Source organism: Paenarthrobacter sp. TRD_SC_7, from assembly GCF_056156245.1.
Genome location: NZ_CM149587.1, coordinates 428,334 through 446,594, shown reverse-complemented (window position 1 = coordinate 446,594; position 18,261 = coordinate 428,334). Strand labels below are relative to the sequence as shown.

The 18,261-nt window shown below is 62.8% G+C and carries 12 protein-coding genes; 4 read left to right on the top strand and 8 right to left on the bottom strand.

What is annotated here, in order from left to right; translation table 11 throughout:
* Window positions 1–755 precede the first annotated feature (755 nt).
* Complete coding sequence (locus tag AC0J5Z_RS02205; protein WP_475037180.1) at window positions 756–2,438, bottom strand: ABC-F family ATP-binding cassette domain-containing protein; 1,683 nt, start codon at window positions 2,436–2,438, stop codon at window positions 756–758.
* 152 nt (window positions 2,439–2,590) lie between these two features.
* Here AC0J5Z_RS02205 and AC0J5Z_RS02200 point away from each other — a divergent pair, with 152 nt between their 5' ends.
* Window positions 2,591–4,174 carry a serine hydrolase domain-containing protein gene (locus AC0J5Z_RS02200; RefSeq protein WP_475037178.1) on the top strand — a complete coding sequence of 528 codons (1,584 nt, stop codon included), beginning with the start codon at window positions 2,591–2,593 and terminating at the stop codon, window positions 4,172–4,174.
* Here AC0J5Z_RS02200 and AC0J5Z_RS02195 read toward each other — a convergent pair.
* The 4 genes from AC0J5Z_RS02195 to AC0J5Z_RS02180 all read right to left on the bottom strand — a co-directional run bounded on the left by AC0J5Z_RS02195 (window position 4,158) and on the right by AC0J5Z_RS02180 (window position 12,163).
* Window positions 4,158–6,143, bottom strand: a complete 1,986-nt coding sequence (locus AC0J5Z_RS02195) for a penicillin-binding transpeptidase domain-containing protein (RefSeq protein ID WP_475037176.1) — start codon at window positions 6,141–6,143, stop codon at window positions 4,158–4,160. The genes AC0J5Z_RS02200 and AC0J5Z_RS02195 overlap by 17 nt on opposite strands.
* Before the next feature lie 114 nt (window positions 6,144–6,257).
* The gene (locus AC0J5Z_RS02190; RefSeq protein ID WP_475037174.1) at window positions 6,258–10,109 is read right to left on the bottom strand and encodes an NPCBM/NEW2 domain-containing protein; all 3,852 of its coding nucleotides are present in this window, start codon (window positions 10,107–10,109) and stop codon (window positions 6,258–6,260) included.
* Between the two features lie 120 nt (window positions 10,110–10,229).
* Entirely contained in the window at window positions 10,230–10,886 is a 657-nt protein-coding gene (locus AC0J5Z_RS02185) for a response regulator (protein WP_475037173.1), read from the bottom strand.
* A complete protein-coding gene (locus AC0J5Z_RS02180) occupies window positions 10,883–12,163 on the bottom strand; it encodes a sensor histidine kinase (RefSeq protein ID WP_475037171.1) in 1,281 nt (426 codons plus the stop codon). The genes AC0J5Z_RS02185 and AC0J5Z_RS02180 overlap by 4 nt, the downstream gene beginning before the upstream one ends.
* Before the next feature lie 195 nt (window positions 12,164–12,358).
* On the opposite strand from AC0J5Z_RS02180, the gene AC0J5Z_RS02175 reads away from it, so the two are divergent.
* Both AC0J5Z_RS02175 and AC0J5Z_RS02170 read left to right on the top strand, forming a co-directional pair.
* Window positions 12,359–13,438 (top strand): ABC transporter permease, encoded by a 1,080-nt coding sequence (locus AC0J5Z_RS02175; RefSeq protein WP_475037169.1) that lies wholly within the window; start codon window positions 12,359–12,361, stop codon window positions 13,436–13,438.
* A gap of 24 nt (window positions 13,439–13,462) precedes the next feature.
* On the top strand, window positions 13,463–14,164 hold the full coding sequence (locus AC0J5Z_RS02170) for an ABC transporter ATP-binding protein (protein WP_475037168.1): 702 nt from the start codon (window positions 13,463–13,465) through the stop codon (window positions 14,162–14,164).
* Between the two features lie 48 nt (window positions 14,165–14,212).
* Here the strand turns inward: AC0J5Z_RS02170 and AC0J5Z_RS02165 are convergent, their stop codons facing one another.
* Complete coding sequence (locus AC0J5Z_RS02165) at window positions 14,213–14,611, bottom strand: winged helix-turn-helix transcriptional regulator (protein ID WP_475037166.1); 399 nt, start codon at window positions 14,609–14,611, stop codon at window positions 14,213–14,215.
* Between AC0J5Z_RS02165 and AC0J5Z_RS02160 the strand changes: the two genes are divergently transcribed.
* Entirely contained in the window at window positions 14,546–15,166 is a 621-nt protein-coding gene (locus AC0J5Z_RS02160; protein ID WP_475039495.1) for an NAD(P)-dependent oxidoreductase, read from the top strand. The two genes, AC0J5Z_RS02165 and AC0J5Z_RS02160, sit on opposite strands and share 66 nt — an antisense overlap.
* Window positions 15,167–15,172: 6 nt before the next feature.
* Here the strand turns inward: AC0J5Z_RS02160 and AC0J5Z_RS02155 are convergent, their stop codons facing one another.
* Both AC0J5Z_RS02155 and AC0J5Z_RS02150 read right to left on the bottom strand, forming a co-directional pair.
* Window positions 15,173–16,618, bottom strand: a complete 1,446-nt coding sequence (locus AC0J5Z_RS02155; RefSeq protein WP_475037165.1) for a phytoene desaturase family protein — start codon at window positions 16,616–16,618, stop codon at window positions 15,173–15,175.
* Entirely contained in the window at window positions 16,611–18,128 is a 1,518-nt protein-coding gene (locus tag AC0J5Z_RS02150) for a glycosyltransferase family 87 protein (protein WP_475037164.1), read from the bottom strand. Before AC0J5Z_RS02150 ends, AC0J5Z_RS02155 begins: the two co-directional genes overlap by 8 nt.
* Window positions 18,129–18,261 lie beyond the last annotated feature (133 nt).

Sequence of the window (18,261 nt, the reverse complement as noted above, 5' to 3'; positions counted from 1 at the left end):
AACAGGAGACGGACACAGCAACACCAGCAGTACCTGGCCGCCGACAGCTTGAGACGGCCAGAGCACCACCAGCAGTACCGGGCCGTCAAGCAACAGGAGACGGACACAGCAACACCAGCAGTACCTGGCCGCCGACAGCTTGAGACGGCCAGAGCACCACCAGCAGTACCGGGCCGTCAAGCAACAGGAGACGGACACAGCAACACCAGCAGTACCTGGCCGCCGACAGCTTGAGACGGCCAGAGCACCACCAGCAGTACCGGGCCGTCAAGCAACAGGAGACGGACACAGCAACACCAGCAGTACCTGGCCGCCGACAGCTTGAGACGGCCAGAGCACCACCAGTAACGCGGGGCGGGCAAGTTGAGAGCATCCTTATGCATTCCTTGCCCGCCCCTACCGTTAGGGTCTGCTACCCGGTACTAGGGTCCAAAATCCTCTGCAGCCTGCCGCTCATCCTTGGATGAAGATGTCAACCCGAAAGGGCTATTTAGAGGCTACGAAGAAGCTGGGGCCAACGTCAGGTGTGCCGCAATTAGTCACCTGTACTTCAAAAGGGCTAAACGCGAGTGCACTTCTAACGCCAATAACCAGGAACAGCGTCTCTGTTGGGGTATGCACCAACACTTTCGAAGGGGACGGGGTTGCCTCTCCAGGTGGGTCGGCGTCTCTTTCCAGCACTAAGGAACCCGGCAACGCGAGTCAAGTGAGCCAGCATCGGGCTGAAGGGCGTGTTATGTGAGAGAGCGTGGGAATTACCGGGCGCGCTCTACCCGCTTCTCATCCCAGACGGGTTCCTCGGACTCGTAGACCCTGCCGTCGGAACCAAAGATGAGGAAGCGGTCGAAGGACTTAGCGAACCACCGGTCGTGTGTGACGGCCAGCACCGTACCTTCGAAAGCATCGATGGCCCGTTCCAAAGCCTCGCCCGAGTGCAGGTCCAGGTTGTCCGTGGGCTCGTCGAGGAGCAGTAGGGTGGCGCCGGAGAGCTGCAGCAGCAGGATCTGGAACCGTGCCTGCTGGCCGCCGGACAGGGACTCGTACTTCTGCTCGGACTGACCAGCCAAGCCGTACGAATCCAACGCACCAGCTGCAGCCTCACGGGGAAGGCCGGAGCGGTGTTCGTCTCCACGGTGAAGGATCTCCAACAAGGTCCGGCCCAACAAATCCGGGCGGACATGCGTCTGGGCAAAGAATCCGGGCCGAATGCGGGCCCCAAGCTTCACGGTGCCCTCGTGCGGCACTTCAGCGATCACGACGTCGGACACCGGCAGGTGCTCGCGCTCCGGATCAGTGCCACCGGTAGCGAGGAGGCGGAGGAAGTGACTCTTGCCGGAACCGTTGGAACCGAGCACGCCAACGCGGTCGCCAAACCAGATCTCGGTGGAAAACGGCTTCATGAGGCCGGTAAGTTCGAGCTTCTCGGCAACGACAGCACGCTTGGCCGTTCGCCCGCCCTTGAGGCGCATCTTGACGTTCTGCTCGATGGGAAGCGCCTCAGGCGGTCCGGCCTCCAGGAACTTGGCAAGGCGGGTCTGCGCTGCCTGGTACCTGTTGGCCATGTCGGAGCGGAATGCTGCCTTGTTCTTGTACATGTTGACGAGTTCCTTGAGCTTGATGTGCTCCTCGTCCCAGCGCTTGCGAAGTTCCTCGAACCTGGCGTTGCGGTCGGCTCGTGCCTCCACGTATGATCCGAAGCCGCCGCCATGGATCCACGCGCCGGCACCGTTGATGCCCGGTTCAAGCGTCACGATGCGGCCGGCGGCGTTGTTAAGCAGCTCGCGGTCGTGGCTGATGAACAGCACGGTCTTCTTGGACTCGTTGAGCTTCCCCTCGAGCCAGCGTTTACCGGGGACATCCAGGTAGTTGTCTGGCTCGTCGAGGAGCAAGAGCTCATCCGGACCGGCAAACAGGGCTTCGAGCACCAAGCGCTTCTGCTCTCCACCGGACAAGGTGGAGGCGCGGCGGAACTGCGCCTTGTCGAAGGAAATTCCAAGGGCTGCCATGCAGACTTCGTCCCAGACAGTCTCGACGTCGTAGCCGCCGGCATCTCCCCAGTCCACGATCGCTTGGGCGTACTTCATCTGGGTGGGCTCGTCGTCGTGTTCCATCATGGCGAGCTCGGCGTCCTCAACTGCCTTGGCAGCGGCGGCGAGACCGGCTTGGGCAGTGGAGACAAGGAGGTCACGGACGGTTGACTCGTCACGGACCTGCCCGACGAACTGCCGCATGATGCCCATGTTTCCGGAACGGCCCACAACGCCTTCGTCAGGGGTGAGATCGCCGGAAATGATCTTGAACAGTGTGGTCTTGCCCGTTCCATTGGGACCGATAAGCGCCGTCTTGGTGCCGTCGGGGACCTTGAAGGTCACCCCATTGAGCAGCTGGGTGCCGTCGGAGAGGAAGTAGTCGATGCCGGAGACGTCAATATGGGCCACGTTTCAATCCTCCCACGGCGGCGTATCAGCGCTCGACGGCGGCATCGCGGCTTGGGTGCGTCAGAGGACTTATGTCCGGGTGACGGTGCATTGTTTTCCTACTCTCCCCGCTTTACCGTGAAGAGACAGTCAGCCTAGGTGCAGGTGATGGCATGCGAGTTGTTCCCCGGTCATCGCGCGGCATGTTGTGTTGTTTACTGACCGTCACCTTGCTGGGAGGCTCTAGCCCGCCGGCGGCCGGAAATGCCGAGATCCCAGGATCGGCCTATGAGGCGTTGGACGCTTTCCTCGAGGATCAGCTGGACACACTGGGGGTTCCCGGCGCCGCCGTCGTAGTTGTCCAGCACGGTATTCAGGTGCATTCTGCCGCCTTTGGCCGCGCCGACGACTCGGGACGGCAAATGACCGCCCAGACGCCGGTGCTCCTGGCGTCCACTACCAAGTCACTCACAGCAATTGCTGTGATGCAGCAGGTTGAGGCGGGCCGGCTGGCATTGGACGAGCCTGTGCAGAGGTACTTGCCGTGGTTTGCGTTGAAGGACAGCCGTGCGTCCGCAATCACAGTCCGCCACTTGCTACACCAAAGCAGTGGAATGGCGTCAGCAGGTACGGCGTTTGAAGGCAGCGACGCCCAAGGTCCTGAAGCCCTGGAAAAAGGTGTTCGTGCACTGTCAGACGCCCCTCTGGCCAGGCCACCTGGCGAAGCCTTCGGGTATGCCAACGCAAACTACAACGTTCTTGGCCTCCTGGTCCAAACGGTTTCGGGCCAGCCGTTCGGCGAATACATGAGGCAGCACGTCTTCGGCCCTTTGGATATGATCCACAGCCATCCGACACAAGCGGCTGCCCGCGCTGACAATGTGGCTGCCGGGTATTCCCTGTGGTTTGGCTCGTTCTGGCGTCCAACGGATGCGCCTGCGCCAGCAGCCGGTATGCCGTCCACCACCATGTACTCCTCCGCCGAGGACTTGGGCCACGAGCTAACGGCGCTGCTGGGTCAGGGGCGGTACGGCGACGCCCGCATCCTCCAGCCGCACAGCGTGAACGCGATGTTCGAACCGCGCGTTCAGGTGGACGACTCCAAGGGATATGCAATGGGATGGTTTACCCGCCCACTCGTAGAGTCGGTGGATCCATCCAGGCAGCCACCGGACAAAGAATCACCGGACGGAGAATTACCGCTGCTGCTGGAGCACCAGGGGGAGTGGGGCAACTCGCACACCTACCTGGCAATGATTCCTGCTTCCGGAATAGGCGTCGCATTGGTCATCAACGGCAACGACACGTCTGCGCCCTCAAGACTCAAGGCTGTGGACACCAACGTCCTGCGGATTCTCCATGGGCAGCCGGCAGCGCCCACAGTAGTGCAGGAAGACTGGCTGCAGCGCTACAGCTGGGCGGTCGCGCTTGCACTGCTACTCGCGAAGTTGCTCAGTTTGTGGCTGTCGCTCTCCGTCCTGCTCAGGAGACGCGAACCGCCCCTGAAATGGAAGCTACTGACCTTGGCCGTCAGCGCACTTGTCCTGGATGCGTTCGCATTATGGTTGTGCTTCATCTACGCACCCGCGAGGTTCGACACCAACCTGCCCGTCATCATCCGCCAGTTTCCCGACGTCGGAATTTCCTTGGTCCCTGTCCTGGTTATGGCCATCCTCTGGCCTATCCCACGAACAGTCTTGCTTCTCCGGCTGGGTGCGAAGGTCGCCCCACCCAGCCGGGTCAGCCGGCCGCAGTAAGGAATGACTTCAAGAGGGGTCCGCTGGTGGTGGCACCCAGGCCGCCTTCTTCCACAAACACCGCAACTGCCAGGTCCCCGTGAGTTGCGACGATCCACGCGTGCGTCTTGGGCGGATTGTCATTGCCAAACTCCGCGGTACCGGTCTTTGCACCCACCGGCGTCCCGGGCACTTCGGCGAGGAATCCTGCGTGGCCGGATGTCACGACGGCCCGCATCATGTCGGACAGCGAAGCGGCTTCTTCCTTGGTGATCGGCTTGGTAGAGGCCGGTGATACCGGAGCGGCGCTTACCGTAGCGGAAGCGGACGACGCCGATGCGGTGCCGCTTTCGGTGGGCGTGGCGCTTGCGCTGGGGTTCTGGGCGGCGTCGGCATTCAGCACGAGCTGCGGAGAAACGGGAGCGCCGTTGGCAACGGAAGCAGCCATGACCGCGGCGGAGAGCGGGGAAAAGAGAACCTTGCCTTGGCCAATCATGGAAGCGGCGTGCTCGGTGCCTTCAGCAGCCCCGGGAACCGAACCAAGGAACGCGTCAGCGCCGAGCTTAGGAGCTTCAACGGCTATGCCCAGGGCCTGCGCTGCGGATTCGAGCTGGTCTTGGCTGACAGCATCACGGGCATTGATGAAGGCAGTATTGCAGGAGTGCGCAAAAGCGTCCCGCAGGGCGACCGAGCCAAGGGAGCTTTCCGGATAGCCCTCAGCGTTCTTGAATGTGCGGCCGTCCACAGTCAGCGTTGAGGGGCATTCAACTTTCGAGTCCGGTGTGGCGCCATTGCGGAACATCGCCAGGGAATCAACGATCTTGAAGGTGGAACCTGGCGCATATTGACCAAGCAAAGCTGTGTTGTAACCGTTGCTGCCGGGTCCGGACGCAGCAGCAAGGACAGCTCCGGTGGATGGTTTCAGGGCAACAATGGCCGACGCCGGTCCAACACCTGCCAACGTCTCTTCCGCCAACTGCTGGAGTTTCAGGTCAAGTGTGGTTTTGAGCGTCGTGCCAGGGGACGGGAGCGACGAGAAGAACACCTTGGTGCCGGGAGTTTCACCTTCAGACTTCACCTCAGGCGTGGCGAGTACTTCCGCTCCATCCTTGCCTCGCAGCAACGAATCGTACTTTTGCTGCAGGCCGCCAGTACCGGTGGTGTCGCCGGCACGCAGCGCACCATTGGAGCTTTCAATCTGTTCTGCACTGGCTTGCCCAACGCTGCCCAACAAGGCGCGGGCAAAAGTGCGTGTGGGTGCCAACGCCATCGAGTCCAAGATGCTGGCGCCTCCGGGGATGGCCTCAATTTTGGCTTCGGTGATCTCCGCTGTGTAAGCACGCAGAACGATGCCCTCCACGAAAGCCTGCGGACCCGAGGCAGCAACCTGCTTGGCGTACTCTTCCGGGTCCAGCCCGAGTAACGCCGCCATGGCACGCGCAGAGGCATCGGCTTGCTCTGCCGGGACCTTGGTCTTGTCGATGCCCACCCGGAAAACGGGGCGGTCTTCAACGATCGGAGCATCGCCGGCACCCAGGATCTGGCCGCGCTGGGCGGGAACGGTCTTGACGGACAAGGTCTCACCCTCAGCGAGTTCTGGAGCGAGGAGTGCCGGGGTCCATTGGACAGCCCACTTGTCGCCGGACTTCTTCAGCGTGGCCTCGGAACTGTACTCCCACTTGGCCGAGCCAATGTTCCAGCTGTAGTTAAGGGGGAAAGTTGCGGTGTCGCCGTCGAGCTTGACGTCACCGGATGCGACCGCCGGGTTGGCATCGAGTCCCTCAAAAACCGCCTTGAGTTCATCGTTGGCCGCGGCAGCGTCCTTACCCTCAACGGCGAGCGAACCGACGTCGAGCGCTGACAAGGAGGAGGCGAGCTGCTTGGCTGCTCCCTCCGCACCGGCGCGGCCATCATCGCAGGCGGTAAGTGAACCAGCCATCACCAGCGATACGAGACCAAGGACAAGACTGTGTTTTTTCAATTTCCCCATTTGCGACATTATGCCCGGTTCCTCTGACAGTTTCTTGCGGTGCCCGCTAAACGGACAGCCGTCGCCTGCCACCCCGAATGGAGTTGGCGAGCGACGGCCGTCAGCAACGTCAGGCTAAGGAGCGCACGTGAATTTGGCATCACCCCAGACACCATGGGCGCCGTTGATGGATCCGGACGGGTCCACCACCAATTCCACGTAGGCCACACCCGTCAGGTCAACAGATACGGCCTCCGGAGCGAATCCCGGCGTATATGTGCGCGACTGGTACTTGTTCACCCCGTCGGCGTTGACCTTGAAGATGATGTTGCCGCCGAAGCCACTCTCAAGGCCAACCTGGGAAGTGAACGAGGTGCACTTGCCGCCCAGGTAATACGTGATCCTGGATGCAGCGTGGACGCCCAGGCCCTTGGTGAACGACGGCTGCTGACCGGTTGCGGGGTCCGTGTAGTTGATGGCCAGCGGTTTGTCCGGGGACGACGCCGAGTCCTTGTTAGCCACGTTCTTGCCTATCACGCCGTAGCCGTTCAAAGCCTGGACCCACGGCGTTTCGGAGGCATATACAGAGCCAACCGGCACGTCCGGCAAGGGCTGCGATGTCACCTTCCAGTCGAAGAACTTCACCCGGGTGTCAGTGGGCAGGGTGACCGAGGCCAGCTCCTTGGTGGGGTTGAGCCGGACTGTGTTGGAGAACGCCTGGTACTTGTACTGCGTGTACTCCGGTGACGGCCCGTTGGCGTTGTTGCGGCCCTGCTCGGAAACGGCCACCACGGCCCCGTTGAGGACGGACGGCTGCAACCAGTTGGGGAAGAAGATGGACTGTTTTTCCATGCTTCCATCGGCATATGTCAGTGTCAGGGTGGGGCTGGTGCCATTGCCTACCGCGGCTGATCCGAGCACAGCCAGGTGTGTCCCCTTGCCCTGGACCGCGATGGTCTGGGCGGAGAGCGCCACTGAGTTGGGCACATCCGGTCCAACGGCCGGCCACGTGTAGTCAACCTGCGTCGGCTTTCCGGCATCCACCGTTACCGTGCTCCCCGGCCGAACGCCGCCCGCCGGAACCGCAGCGGCAGCCAGCTGCTCAGCAGCGAATGTTGCCCCGCCGCCGTCGAAGTTTCCGAGGGCTTTGCCCGCCACAGTGGTGATCGAAACGGTGTTGTACGCGGCGGCCAGCGAACCATAGGCAACGTAGATCTGGTTGCCGCCGGTCACCGACTGCGCGCTTGAGTCAGAAACAGCGTACGACGCCGAAAACCGCACGGTCTGTTGGCCCGCCTTCGCGCTGGTGCCGGGCTTGATGACGAACGTGGCAGTTGCTGTGGCACCGCCTTCAACCTTGGCCGCGGTTGCGCCGGAGGAAGAGACCACAGTCCAGCCCTCGGGGAGGACCGGGGTCAGTACAACGTTGCTCTTGGCCTTGGTTCCGGTGTTCACGAAAGTAGCCGTGACGGTGGTTTCCTGGTCCTGGAAGACCTGCTCGCCGGTGGTCACGCGAACCTCAGCTGCAGTGTCCTCCTGGCTCTTCCCTCCCAGCGGGCCGGCCTGCTGGAGCTGGACCGTGGCGGACTGGTTTGAAGCAATGGAGCCTGTCTTGACCCGAATGGTGCCACTGTTGGCCTCATCGAAGTACCAACCCGTGGGTGCTGCGGCGTAGGCGGCCGGGGTGGAGTGTTGGGTGAGTTTGGTGCCGCCGATCTTCACATCCTTGGGCGCTGCGCCGGCATGGACTTTCAGCTCGTAGGGACGGGCCGCGGCCTTGCCGGTGTAATCACCTTTCCGCTCGCCGATGGACACTTTGACGCTGCTGTTGCCGGTGCCCGGAGCGTCCACGGAGAAGAGCTGGCTGGAGGACTTGCCGTCCTTGAATTCGCGGGTGACCTTGTCGTCCTCGTACAGGGTGAAGGTGTCCTGGCCCTTGGCGTAGACGTCCAAAGTGATCATGGAGTCTTCCGGAACCAAGGACGCATTACGGGCAACGATGCCTTGCGGGATCACCGCACCCGCACGAACGAAGACAGGCAGCTTGTCCAGGGGTGCGTTGTAGCCGTTGAGAATCTGGCCACCCTGGTAGAGCTTGCCGGTCCAGTAATCCACCCACTGCTGTCCTGCCGGGAGGAAGATGCCGTTGCGGACGTCCGTCTGGGTGAAGACCGGAGCCACCAGGAAGTCAGAACCGAGCATGAACTGGTTGTTCGCCTCGGCGCCGTAGGACCACTCCTGGTCCGGGAACTCAAGGGCCATGGAACGCATCATCGAGACGCCGGTGGTGGAGGATTCCTGCGCCAACGTGTAGATGAAGGGCATGAGCTGCTGGCGGAGCTGGAGGTACTGGCGGTTGATGGCCGTGGCTTCGTCGCCGTAGAGCCACGGACGCTTGTCCGTCGCAGCCCAGCCGGACATCGAGTAGAGCGCCGGAGCGAAAGCCTTCCACTGGAGGTCACGGACGTAGGACTCCGCGGAGCCGCCGAAGATGCCGTCAACGTCACCCGTGGTAAATGCCAAACCCGAGTTGCCGGCGCCGGTGAGGGCCGAGACCTGCCAGCGGACGGCGTCGAGGTTTCCTGAATGATCACCCGTCCACTGCATGCCGCAGCGCTGGGAACCAGCCCAACCTTCAACCATCAGTGAGGTGCCGCGGGCATTTGAGTACTGTTCGATGCCACCGTGGGCAGCCTCGCAACCGGTGAGTGCCTGGCGGTAACCCTGGCCCACCCACGCGACGTCGAGTTTGCGCAGCCGGACGCCGGCCTCGCCCACTTCGTATTCCTGGTTGGTCAAGGAGCGTTGCGTCCAGAGGCCAACTTTGAGATCGGTTTCTTCCTCGATGTTGCCCACAGTTTCCGGGAGTTGCTGGTATTCGCAGCCGTAGCCATCGTTGACCAGCATCCAGCCGGCGGGCATGTCGTTCTCAACGAACTTCCGCGCGGTCTTGATAGCGTCCGGAGTGCGCTGCTTGGCGCCGTCGGGATCGCCGTAGCCGGAGGAAGAATAGCCCGGGTTGGAGCGGTTGTAGCAGTCAGCGTCGCCGTACTCCAGGGCGTAGACCGGGGGCATCATCGGCTTGCCGGTCAGCGTGGTGTAGGCGCCAAGGGACTGCTTGTAGTCGCCCACAAAGTAGTAGGCGTCAAAGCGCTTTTCCTCATGCGTGGTGGTGGGCTGGCCGCCGAAGTTGTAGGAGCCGCGGGCAAACGTGTCGCGCAGGACGCCGTAGCCCTTGGAGGACATGTAGTACGGCACGGCGTTGGGGTAACCGTCGTCGTCCCAGTCGAAGTTCTTGGCGATGTTGATCATTGCGCCGGTGTGGACGGAGCGGCCATTCTGCATGCCGCCGCCGATGAATTGCTCACCGTCCTGCTGCGCGAGGTGTTGGGTGGCCGAGTTGGCGCCGAAGGTGATGGGAGCGGACTCTTCCAGAACAAGCGAACCGTCAGCCCTGGCAACGCGGAGCTGGGTGGTGGCCTTGTTGATCTCGACGCTGATCTTGGCGGTCTTCAGGACCAGCCAGTCGCCGTCGGTGACTATTGGCGTGGTGCCGGGGAACTTGTCCTTGCCCACCACGATGTTTGCCGTTCTGGCAGGGTCGCCTTGGTCCGTGTTGGCCGGGTCCGTGAACTTTCCACTTGGGTCGGCTTCCAAGCGGAAGTTGCCGTCGTCCAGGAAGGTCACGCGGATGGCGCCCTTCTCGGTGGAAAGGTCGACGACATTGCTGGACTGGGTAAAGCCGGTCACCGCGCCGAGGGGTACTCCAGCGGCATCGACAGGTACCTCCGGGGTGACGGCTTTGATAGCAGCCGGGTCGCCGGGAGCGGCATCGGCAGCGGCGACAAATGTGAGGGCGGGGATGGTTCCTGCGAGGAGCAGCGAGGCCAAGCCGAGGGAGGCGGCCTTCCTGGCTAAGGAACCCTTTTTGGCGTCTCTGGAGCTGTTGGGGGCAGCGCCGGATAAGCCCAAGGCGGGTGCGGACATGTGGGGCCAACTTTCGACGAGTGACTGTTTGTGATCTAACTCATAGCGAAACGTGCACTAATCGTCACTGCTGGAAGGCGAAAGGTCAACCGTTTCACCAAAATTACTTCCCCACATGAGTCAGCGTCCGCGGATAATCCTGCGCTGCGTTGCAACGGCCATGGCAGCGGTTCGGTTATCCACCCCGAGCTTCGAGTAGATATGCACCAAGTGCGTCTTCACTGTGGCTTCGGAAATGAACAGTTGCTTGGCCATGGCACGGTTGCTCATGCCCGTTGCCAAGAGCTCCAGAAGCTGCACTTCCCGCGCACTCAACGCAGGCGAAGGGTTCCGGATCCTGCCCATCAGGCGCGCCGCAACCTCAGGTGCCAGCGCGGTCTGCCCGGCCGCCGCAGACAATACAGCTTGTCGAATCTGCTCCGGCGGGGCGTCCTTCAGCATGTAGCCACTGGCACCGGCCTCCACCGCGGCGAGGATGTCGGCGTCGGTGTCGTAAGTCGTCAGAATCAGCACGGGAGGCGAGGGAGTCCCGCCCTCGCCGGCCTTGATTTTGCCAGTGGCCGTTACGCCGTCCATGCCGCTGCCCATTTGCAGGTCCATGAGCACCAGATCCACGGGCTCGCCCAGGGTGTGTAGCTTGCTGAGTTCCGCCAGCGCGGCATCACCATCAGACGCCTCGGCAACCACGGTTACGCCCGGGAAGTCGGCAAGCATTGCCCGCAGTCCCGCCCGAACCACTGGGTGGTCATCCACCAGCAAGACTCGAATTTCACTCACGCAGCACCTTCATCCGCCGGCAGCGGCACGCGGACCGCAACCACTGTCCCTTCACCGGGCGCCGATTCGATCTCCAGGCGGCCGTCCAGCGCGGCCAGCCGTTCGCGCAAGCTCTGAAGCCCGACGCCGGTGCCGTCGCCACGCGCTGTACCGGCCGTCGTCGACGGCTCGAAACCTATGCCGTCGTCGAAAACGTCCAAAGTCACCTCAGCGCCCAGAAAGGAGAGAGTCACGACGGCGGCGCGTGCGTTGGCGTGCGCCCATACGTTCGCGAGGGAAGCCTGGGCGGCCCGGAGCAAGGTGGTCTGGTAGGTGTTGGGCAGCTCAGCGGGAGTACCCACCAACTCGAAACGGCAATGCAACGCAGTACCCCGGGCGGCGGCCTCGGTCTCGGTCTTTTCGCAGAGTCGTCGCAGCGTGTCCACCAGGCCCGACTGCTCAAGGGACGGCGAACGCAGTCCCCGAACGAAGCTCCGCGCTTCGGAAAGGTTGGCGGACGCTGTGTCCTGGACGATTCGCAGCCGCTCCTTCGCTGCATCCACATCGCCGCTCTCCAGCGCTTTCTCCGCGGACCTTCCCAAGAGGACGATGCTGGAGAAGCCCTGCGCCAGGGTGTCGTGGATTTCCCGGGCGAGCCGTTCGCGCTCGGCCATCGTCCCGGCGTCGTGCTGGGTCCGGGCGAGTTCAGCACGTGTTCGGCGGAGCTCGTCTGCAACAGTGCGCTGGTTCTCAGCTTCGAGAAACAACGCCCGGTACGCCAGCCCGGTAACCACCGCGAAGCCGGCCCCGAACACTGGCCCCAAGACCATCGCGAGCTGCAGGTCGCCGTCGGACGAGCCCCTGCTATGGAACCACAGCGTGCCCACCAGCAAGGCGGTGCTTGCTGCGATCCCTGGCAAGGACAACCGCCGGGGGAGCAGGTGCAATTGCAGGAAGAACAGGGGGAACGCCACCCATGCGAAGTCGCTGCTGACCAGGAGCAGCAGCAGCCACAGGAGCATCACCGCGCCCAGCCACCAGCGTGCGTAGGGGGTGGGATTGAAGCGTGAGTGGTGGCTGGCGTGGCGTTTTTCCAGGATGGTTCCGGCGAGATAGACCAAGGCCAGCAGTGCGGAAAGCCCCAAACCGGCGGTCAGTGCCAGCGGCGAGGGCGACCCCGCGGTTCCAACACCAGTCAGCAAACGAACAATTGCCACCAGCAGCAGAACCGCGAAACCGACGTGCAGGCTCACCCGAAGCACGCGGAGGATTGTGGCGGCGCCGGTGGGGGACTGCATGCCTTCCAGCGTAGCCCCGGCAATCTCCTGGACTGCCCCGGATCCGCATCCTGAGGCCTGAATCAACCATTTGGATGACCGCCGCCTCAACCCCTCGGATCCCGCCAATCCATCCTGTTCCCGATGTCCCACGCAGGCATTGCCGGAAGAGTTGATCGTGCCGGGACCAAGCCCGCACTCAACCTAAGGAATCCGATGTTTCTCGCCATCCGCGACATCCGTTTTGCCAAGGGCCGCTTCGCGCTCATGGGCAGCGTGGTGGCCCTGATCACTTTGCTGCTCGTCATGCTTTCCGGGCTCACGGCCGGCTTGGGCAACCAGTCGACGTCGGCCATCGCCGCCCTGCCCGCGCAGCAGATTGTCTTCGGCGCATCCGCCGGAGGTGAGGCCAAGGCGTCGTACACAGAGTCCGAGGTTTCCACGGCGCAGCTCGAGGCGTGGCGGAAACAGCCGGGCGTCACTTCTGCCCAGGCGCTCGGAATCAGCCAAACGCGTTTCCAGTCTTTGGGTGAGGGCGGCACTCCGAGCGGCACGGCGAATGTCGCAGTCTTTGGCGGCTCTGTGGCGCCATCCGCTGTGGAGAACGGGACCGTCGTCGTGGGCGGGACCCTGGCCAGGGACTTATCGCTTGAGACTGGCAGCCGTGTTCGACTGGGCGGGACGGACCTCACCGTCTCCGGCGTTGTGGAGGACCAGTGGTACTCCCACACGGGCGTAGTCTGGACGACGCTCGCTACCTGGCGATCCATCGCGCACGCGGAACCTGGAACTGCAACTGTCCTGGCTGTAAAGCACGACGCCGGGTCCTCCGTGGACCTCGACGCTGCCAACGCGAGGGCTGGCACGGTCAGCAACAATCCTGTGGGCTCCTTCCAGGCGTTGGCCTCGTACAAGAGCGAGAACGGCTCACTCATGCTCATGCAGGCATTTCTTTACGGCATCTCCGCATTGGTCATCGTGGCATTCCTGACCGTCTGGACCGTGCAGCGCACCCGCGACATCGCCGTACTCAAAGCGCTTGGCGCATCCTCGGGCTATGTCCTGCGGGATGCGGTGACCCAAGCCGCGGTGGTTTTGCTGGCCGGGGCCGCCGTGGGTGGTGCCATTGGCCTCGCCGGAGGGACCCTGGCTGCCCAGGCTGCCCCCTTCCTCATTACACCTGTGACCACGCTGGTTCCCCTTGCGGGAATCGTGCTCCTGGGATTGGCAGGCGCTGTGCTGGCGGTCAGAAATGTCACCAAGGTCGATCCCCTCCTTGCCCTCGGCGGCAACTAAAACATTCCCTGAAAGGCATGCACCGTGACTACAGCATTGAACCTCGTCAATGTCTCCCTTGAGTACCCCGATGGGGGCTCAATTCTCAAGGCACTCGACGCCGTCGACATCAGCGTTAGCAGGGGTGAGTTCCTCTCCTTGGTGGGCCCTTCCGGATCCGGTAAATCCTCGCTGCTGGCCGTCGCGGCGACCCTCGTGAAACCCACCGCGGGGATCGTCATCATTGATGGCCACGACGTCTCCTCACTCAAGGACGCCGAACGCACAGCGCTCCGCCGGGACAAGGTGGGCATCATCTTCCAGCAACCCAACCTGCTTCCTTCGCTGACCGCCGTCGAGCAGTTGCTGATCCGTGAACACCTGCGGGGCAAGAAGACCCGATCAGAACAGCAGAAGGCGGCGGAACTGCTGGACGTCGTCGGGCTGTCCGGCGTAGCACACAAGCGGCCGCATCAATTGTCCGGAGGACAGCGTCAACGGGTGAACATCGCCCGGGCCCTCATGGACAGTCCCACCGTTCTCCTGGTGGACGAGCCAACAGCGGCCCTCGACCACGAGCGCAGCGAGTCGATCGTCCGGCTGCTGCGGCGGGTCACGGACGAGTTCCAGACGGCGACCGTGATGGTCACGCACGACACCGAGTTCCTACCCCTCACCGATGCCGTCGCAACCATGCGGGACGGACGAATCAGCCGCACTCTGGTCCCGTCCGCCCAGCCCAACTAGGTCGCAGCAGAGCGCGTTTTGAGCCGTCAAAACGCGCTCTACTGCGACTCAGTTGGGGGAGCCGAGGAGCGTTTCGTCCTGCGCTTCGTCGTAGGCGTCGCGGGCTTCGAGGATGGTGGGCACGTGGCTCTCCGCCCATTGGCGCAGCACGGTAAGCGGCTGCAGCAGGGACTCGCCCAACGCCGTCAGGTCATACTCCACCCGTGGCGGCACCTGTGCGTAGACGGTTCGTGTGATCAGGCCGTCGCGCTCCAGGGCGCGCAAGGTTTGCGTCAGGACCTTCGGAGTTACGAGGTTCACCTTTTTGCGCAGTTCCGAAAAGCGGACGGGCCCGTCGCCGAGCACTTGAATTACCAACGATGCCCACTTATCGCCGATGCGCTGGAAAACCACCCGCGACGGACAGTTGGGGTCCAGGATGTTTCCGGGGAGGTCATTAGTATCCACGAGGAATCCATCACCCGCGGCCACGAGGTCACGGCCATCTCCCGCAAGGGCGCGGAGGTTCCCGGAGCCGCTGCCCAGTCCGCCGATCTGGCTGACGCCCAGGCATTCGCCTCCATCGCCAAGGATCACGACGTCGTTGTGCTGGCTACGGGTCCTAGCCGCACCGGCGGCGACCACGGAGAATGGCTCGACGCCATGGCTTCCGCCTACAGCAACGCAGAAGGAACCCGCCTCATGATTGTCGGCGGTGCCGGCACCTTGGAGATCGATGGTGTCCGCCTGCTCGATTCCCCTGACTTCCCCGAGGCCTACAAGGCTGAAGCCACTACTGCTGCCAAGGCACTCGAAGCTGTCAAGCAGACTCCTGAGACCATCGACTGGACCGTCCTGGCTCCTGCACCCGTCATCCAGCCGGGGGAGCGCACCGGTGAATACAGCGTTGCCAAGGATTCCCCGGCCGGCAACAGCATCTCCACGCAGGACTACGCCGTAGCCATGCTGGACGAAATCGAGAGCCCGGCTCACCGGCGCGCTCGTTTCACTGCCGCTAACTAAAGGACGCTACAGTCCCACGCCGAGCCCGGGTACCCGCATTTTAAATATGTCCTTGAGGGCATATCTTGCCGCGTGGTACCCGGGCATTCCCGTCACACCGGGTCCCGGCGGGGTTGACGAGGAACACAGGTAGACGCCCGGCATGGGGGTTCGCCAAGGCACGTTGGAAACTACCGGTCGTTGCACCAGACCGCGCAGATCCAGCATGCCTGCACTGAAGTCTCCACCAACATAGTTCTCGTTGTACGCGGACAGTTCCGCCGCCGTCGTGGTTTTTGATGCCACCACAACATCCCGGAAGCCCGGTGCGTACCGCTCGATGCGGGCCATGACAGCTTCCGCCATGTCCACGGTCGAGTTGGCGGGGACGTGGCAATAGGACCATAGGACGTGGCGGCCTTCCGGCGCCCGAGTGGAATCCACCACGGATGGCTGGGACACCAGGACGTAAGGCTCCGTGGGATGTTTGCCCATGTCCACAAGGTTCTCGGACTCTGCCATGGCCAGCCGCGAACCGCCAACATGGACTGTCCCGGCCTTCGTCAATCCGGAATCACGCCACGGGACAGGACCGGACAGAATGAAGTCCACCTTGCACGCTGCATTCCCAAAACGGAATCCTTCAAGTGCCCGGCGGTAACGGTCGGGAACCTCCGCGCCACCCAAGCGCGCCAAAGTTGGTGGGGCGACGTCCAACAAGATGGCTTTCGCGGGCCTGACCTGATCCAGCGAATTTACACGTTCACCCACATGGATACTGCCGCCGTGCGCTGTGAGATCGTCGGCCATGGCCGTTGCAATGGACATCGAACCACCAACAGGTATCACCCAACCGCCCGCGTGCGCCAGAATGCTGAGCAACAGTCCGGCACCCGTTGAACTGAGGGACGGCTGCGAGCCGAGGGCATGTGACATCACGCCCGTCAGCAGCGCAGGGGCTGCTTCTTCGCGGAATCGTCGCATCCAGAGCGGGGTCCCCTGATCCAGGGTCGCCAACCCGAACCTGACTGCCGCCAAAGGATCCTTTGGAATGCGCAGGAGTTGGTTGGACGTAAACTCCACCACCCCGTCCACGCGCTCAAGCGACGGTTGCAGCAGCCGACGGTAGGCCGGACCATCGACTCCCAGCTCCTGCACCGTCCGATCCAGGGATTGGTACGCCAGGGCCGCCCCTCCGATGTCCAACGGTGTGCCGTGCTGAACCTCCGGCACCCGCAAATCCACGCGCTGCGACAGCTCAAAAGCGCGGAAGAAGGGGGACGCCACAGCCATGGGGTGCACGGCAGAGCAAACGTCATAGAGGTAGCCGGGTTCGATCAACTCGCTGGTCCGCGAACCACCGCCGATCGCGTCAGCTGCCTCGTAGAGATGGACGCTCAGGCCCGCGCGGGCCATAACCACTGCGGCGGCCAGACCGTTTGGACCGGCGCCGACGACGGCGACATCAACCATCGCTGTTTACCTCCATACGCTGGGGTGCTTTGGGATCGGTAGTGTCCACCGTAGCCCGGGGACGCCAGGGCAGCAGTGACCGGGAGGGGCGGAACATGTCGAGCCGTAGCCAGTCCCGGGCGCCGTCGAATGGTCCCCCATGGGGATCATCCTCGCCATACGCGCGGAGTGGATCTTGGGCAGGATCCCAGATATCGATGACCACCCTCACCATGAGATAGGCAGTCGCAACCATATGTAAACCCACGGCCAGCACGTAGTAGGACATGTCAATGTTGTGCTGGACGGAACCGCCGCTGGTCGTTTGACCCAGGTACATCCAAACGGCCGCCCAGTGCAGCCCTTCTGCCGCTTGCCAGATGAGGAAGTCGCGCCAGCGGGGCCTGGCCAAGGCAAGGAGCGGTATGAGCCAGATGACGAACTGGGGCGAGTAGACCTTGTTGGTCAGGATGAACGCGGCAACAATCAGGAATAGCAGTTGGGCCAGACGGGGTCGCCTCGGGGCACACAGGGCCAAAGCACCAATAAGTACGCACGCCAGGACGAACAAGTACAGCGCCAGCATGTTGATGGTTACGCCATCCATCTGCGCCCAACGAACCCTGTCCGCCACCAGGTTGTAAGCGAACCAGGGTGAGCTGTACCCGGCTGGGCGGTCCTGGCTGAATTCGAAAAAGTATCGCCAGCCCGACGGGTTCATCGCCGCGATGGGTAGATTCACCGCCAACCAGGACGCAATGGCTGCACCAGCGGTGATGAAGAAGGCGCGCAGCTTGCCGGTGCGCAGGGCCAGCAGCAACACTGCACCGAGTATGAGGACCGGGTAGAGCTTGGTGGCGGCTCCAAGTCCGATGCACACGCCAGCCAGGATCAGCTTGTCGCGGGAGAATAAGTACATGCCCAGGGCCAGCAGCCCCACAGCCCACATGTCCCAGTTGATGAATCCGGCCAGAATGATCCCGGGAGCTACGGCCACCATGGCGGCGTCCCAGGGGCGTCGCCTATTGATCCTTGCGGTCAGGAGGACAGTGACCATCCACACCGCCACGATCAATGTTGCGTTGACGTCGAAGTAACCCAGAATGCGTTCGTTTCCTACGCCCTGGCCGGGAACCAGAAGCGCGGTGATGCCGGCGATGATGCCCATGAGCACTGGATACTCGAACAGGCTGCCTTGGGTGAAGAACGGAAATATGCCCTCGCCCAGGCCGCGGTTCCGGAAAAGCTCAGGGAAGTCGGAGTAGCAGGTCGCATAGAACTGGCCGGGAGTCTCCCAGCCACGGACGCGGCAATAGTCCTTCGCGAGCACAGCTAGAAGTGCAGCGATAACAGTGAGGATGATCAGGACGCGTTCCACAGTGAACGGACCGGACGAAATCCTCCCGGGCGAGGAGTGCTTGCCCAGGGGACCGCCCACGAGTTCGGTGAAGTTGCGAAGCAGGGCGTCACTGCGGCTTGGAACCACAAAGCGGGCACGTTTTTGCAGCCGGTGAGGCTTCGTCTCCTGCATGGGATCGAGCTTACAGTCCTCTGCACACGGCATCACGCCTTCAGCGCCACCACAACTGCATGACCGCGACCCAGGTTCACCGGGTTAAAAGGGAGGAGCCCACGCGTAGCCGCGTGGGCTCCTTGCGGTTCAG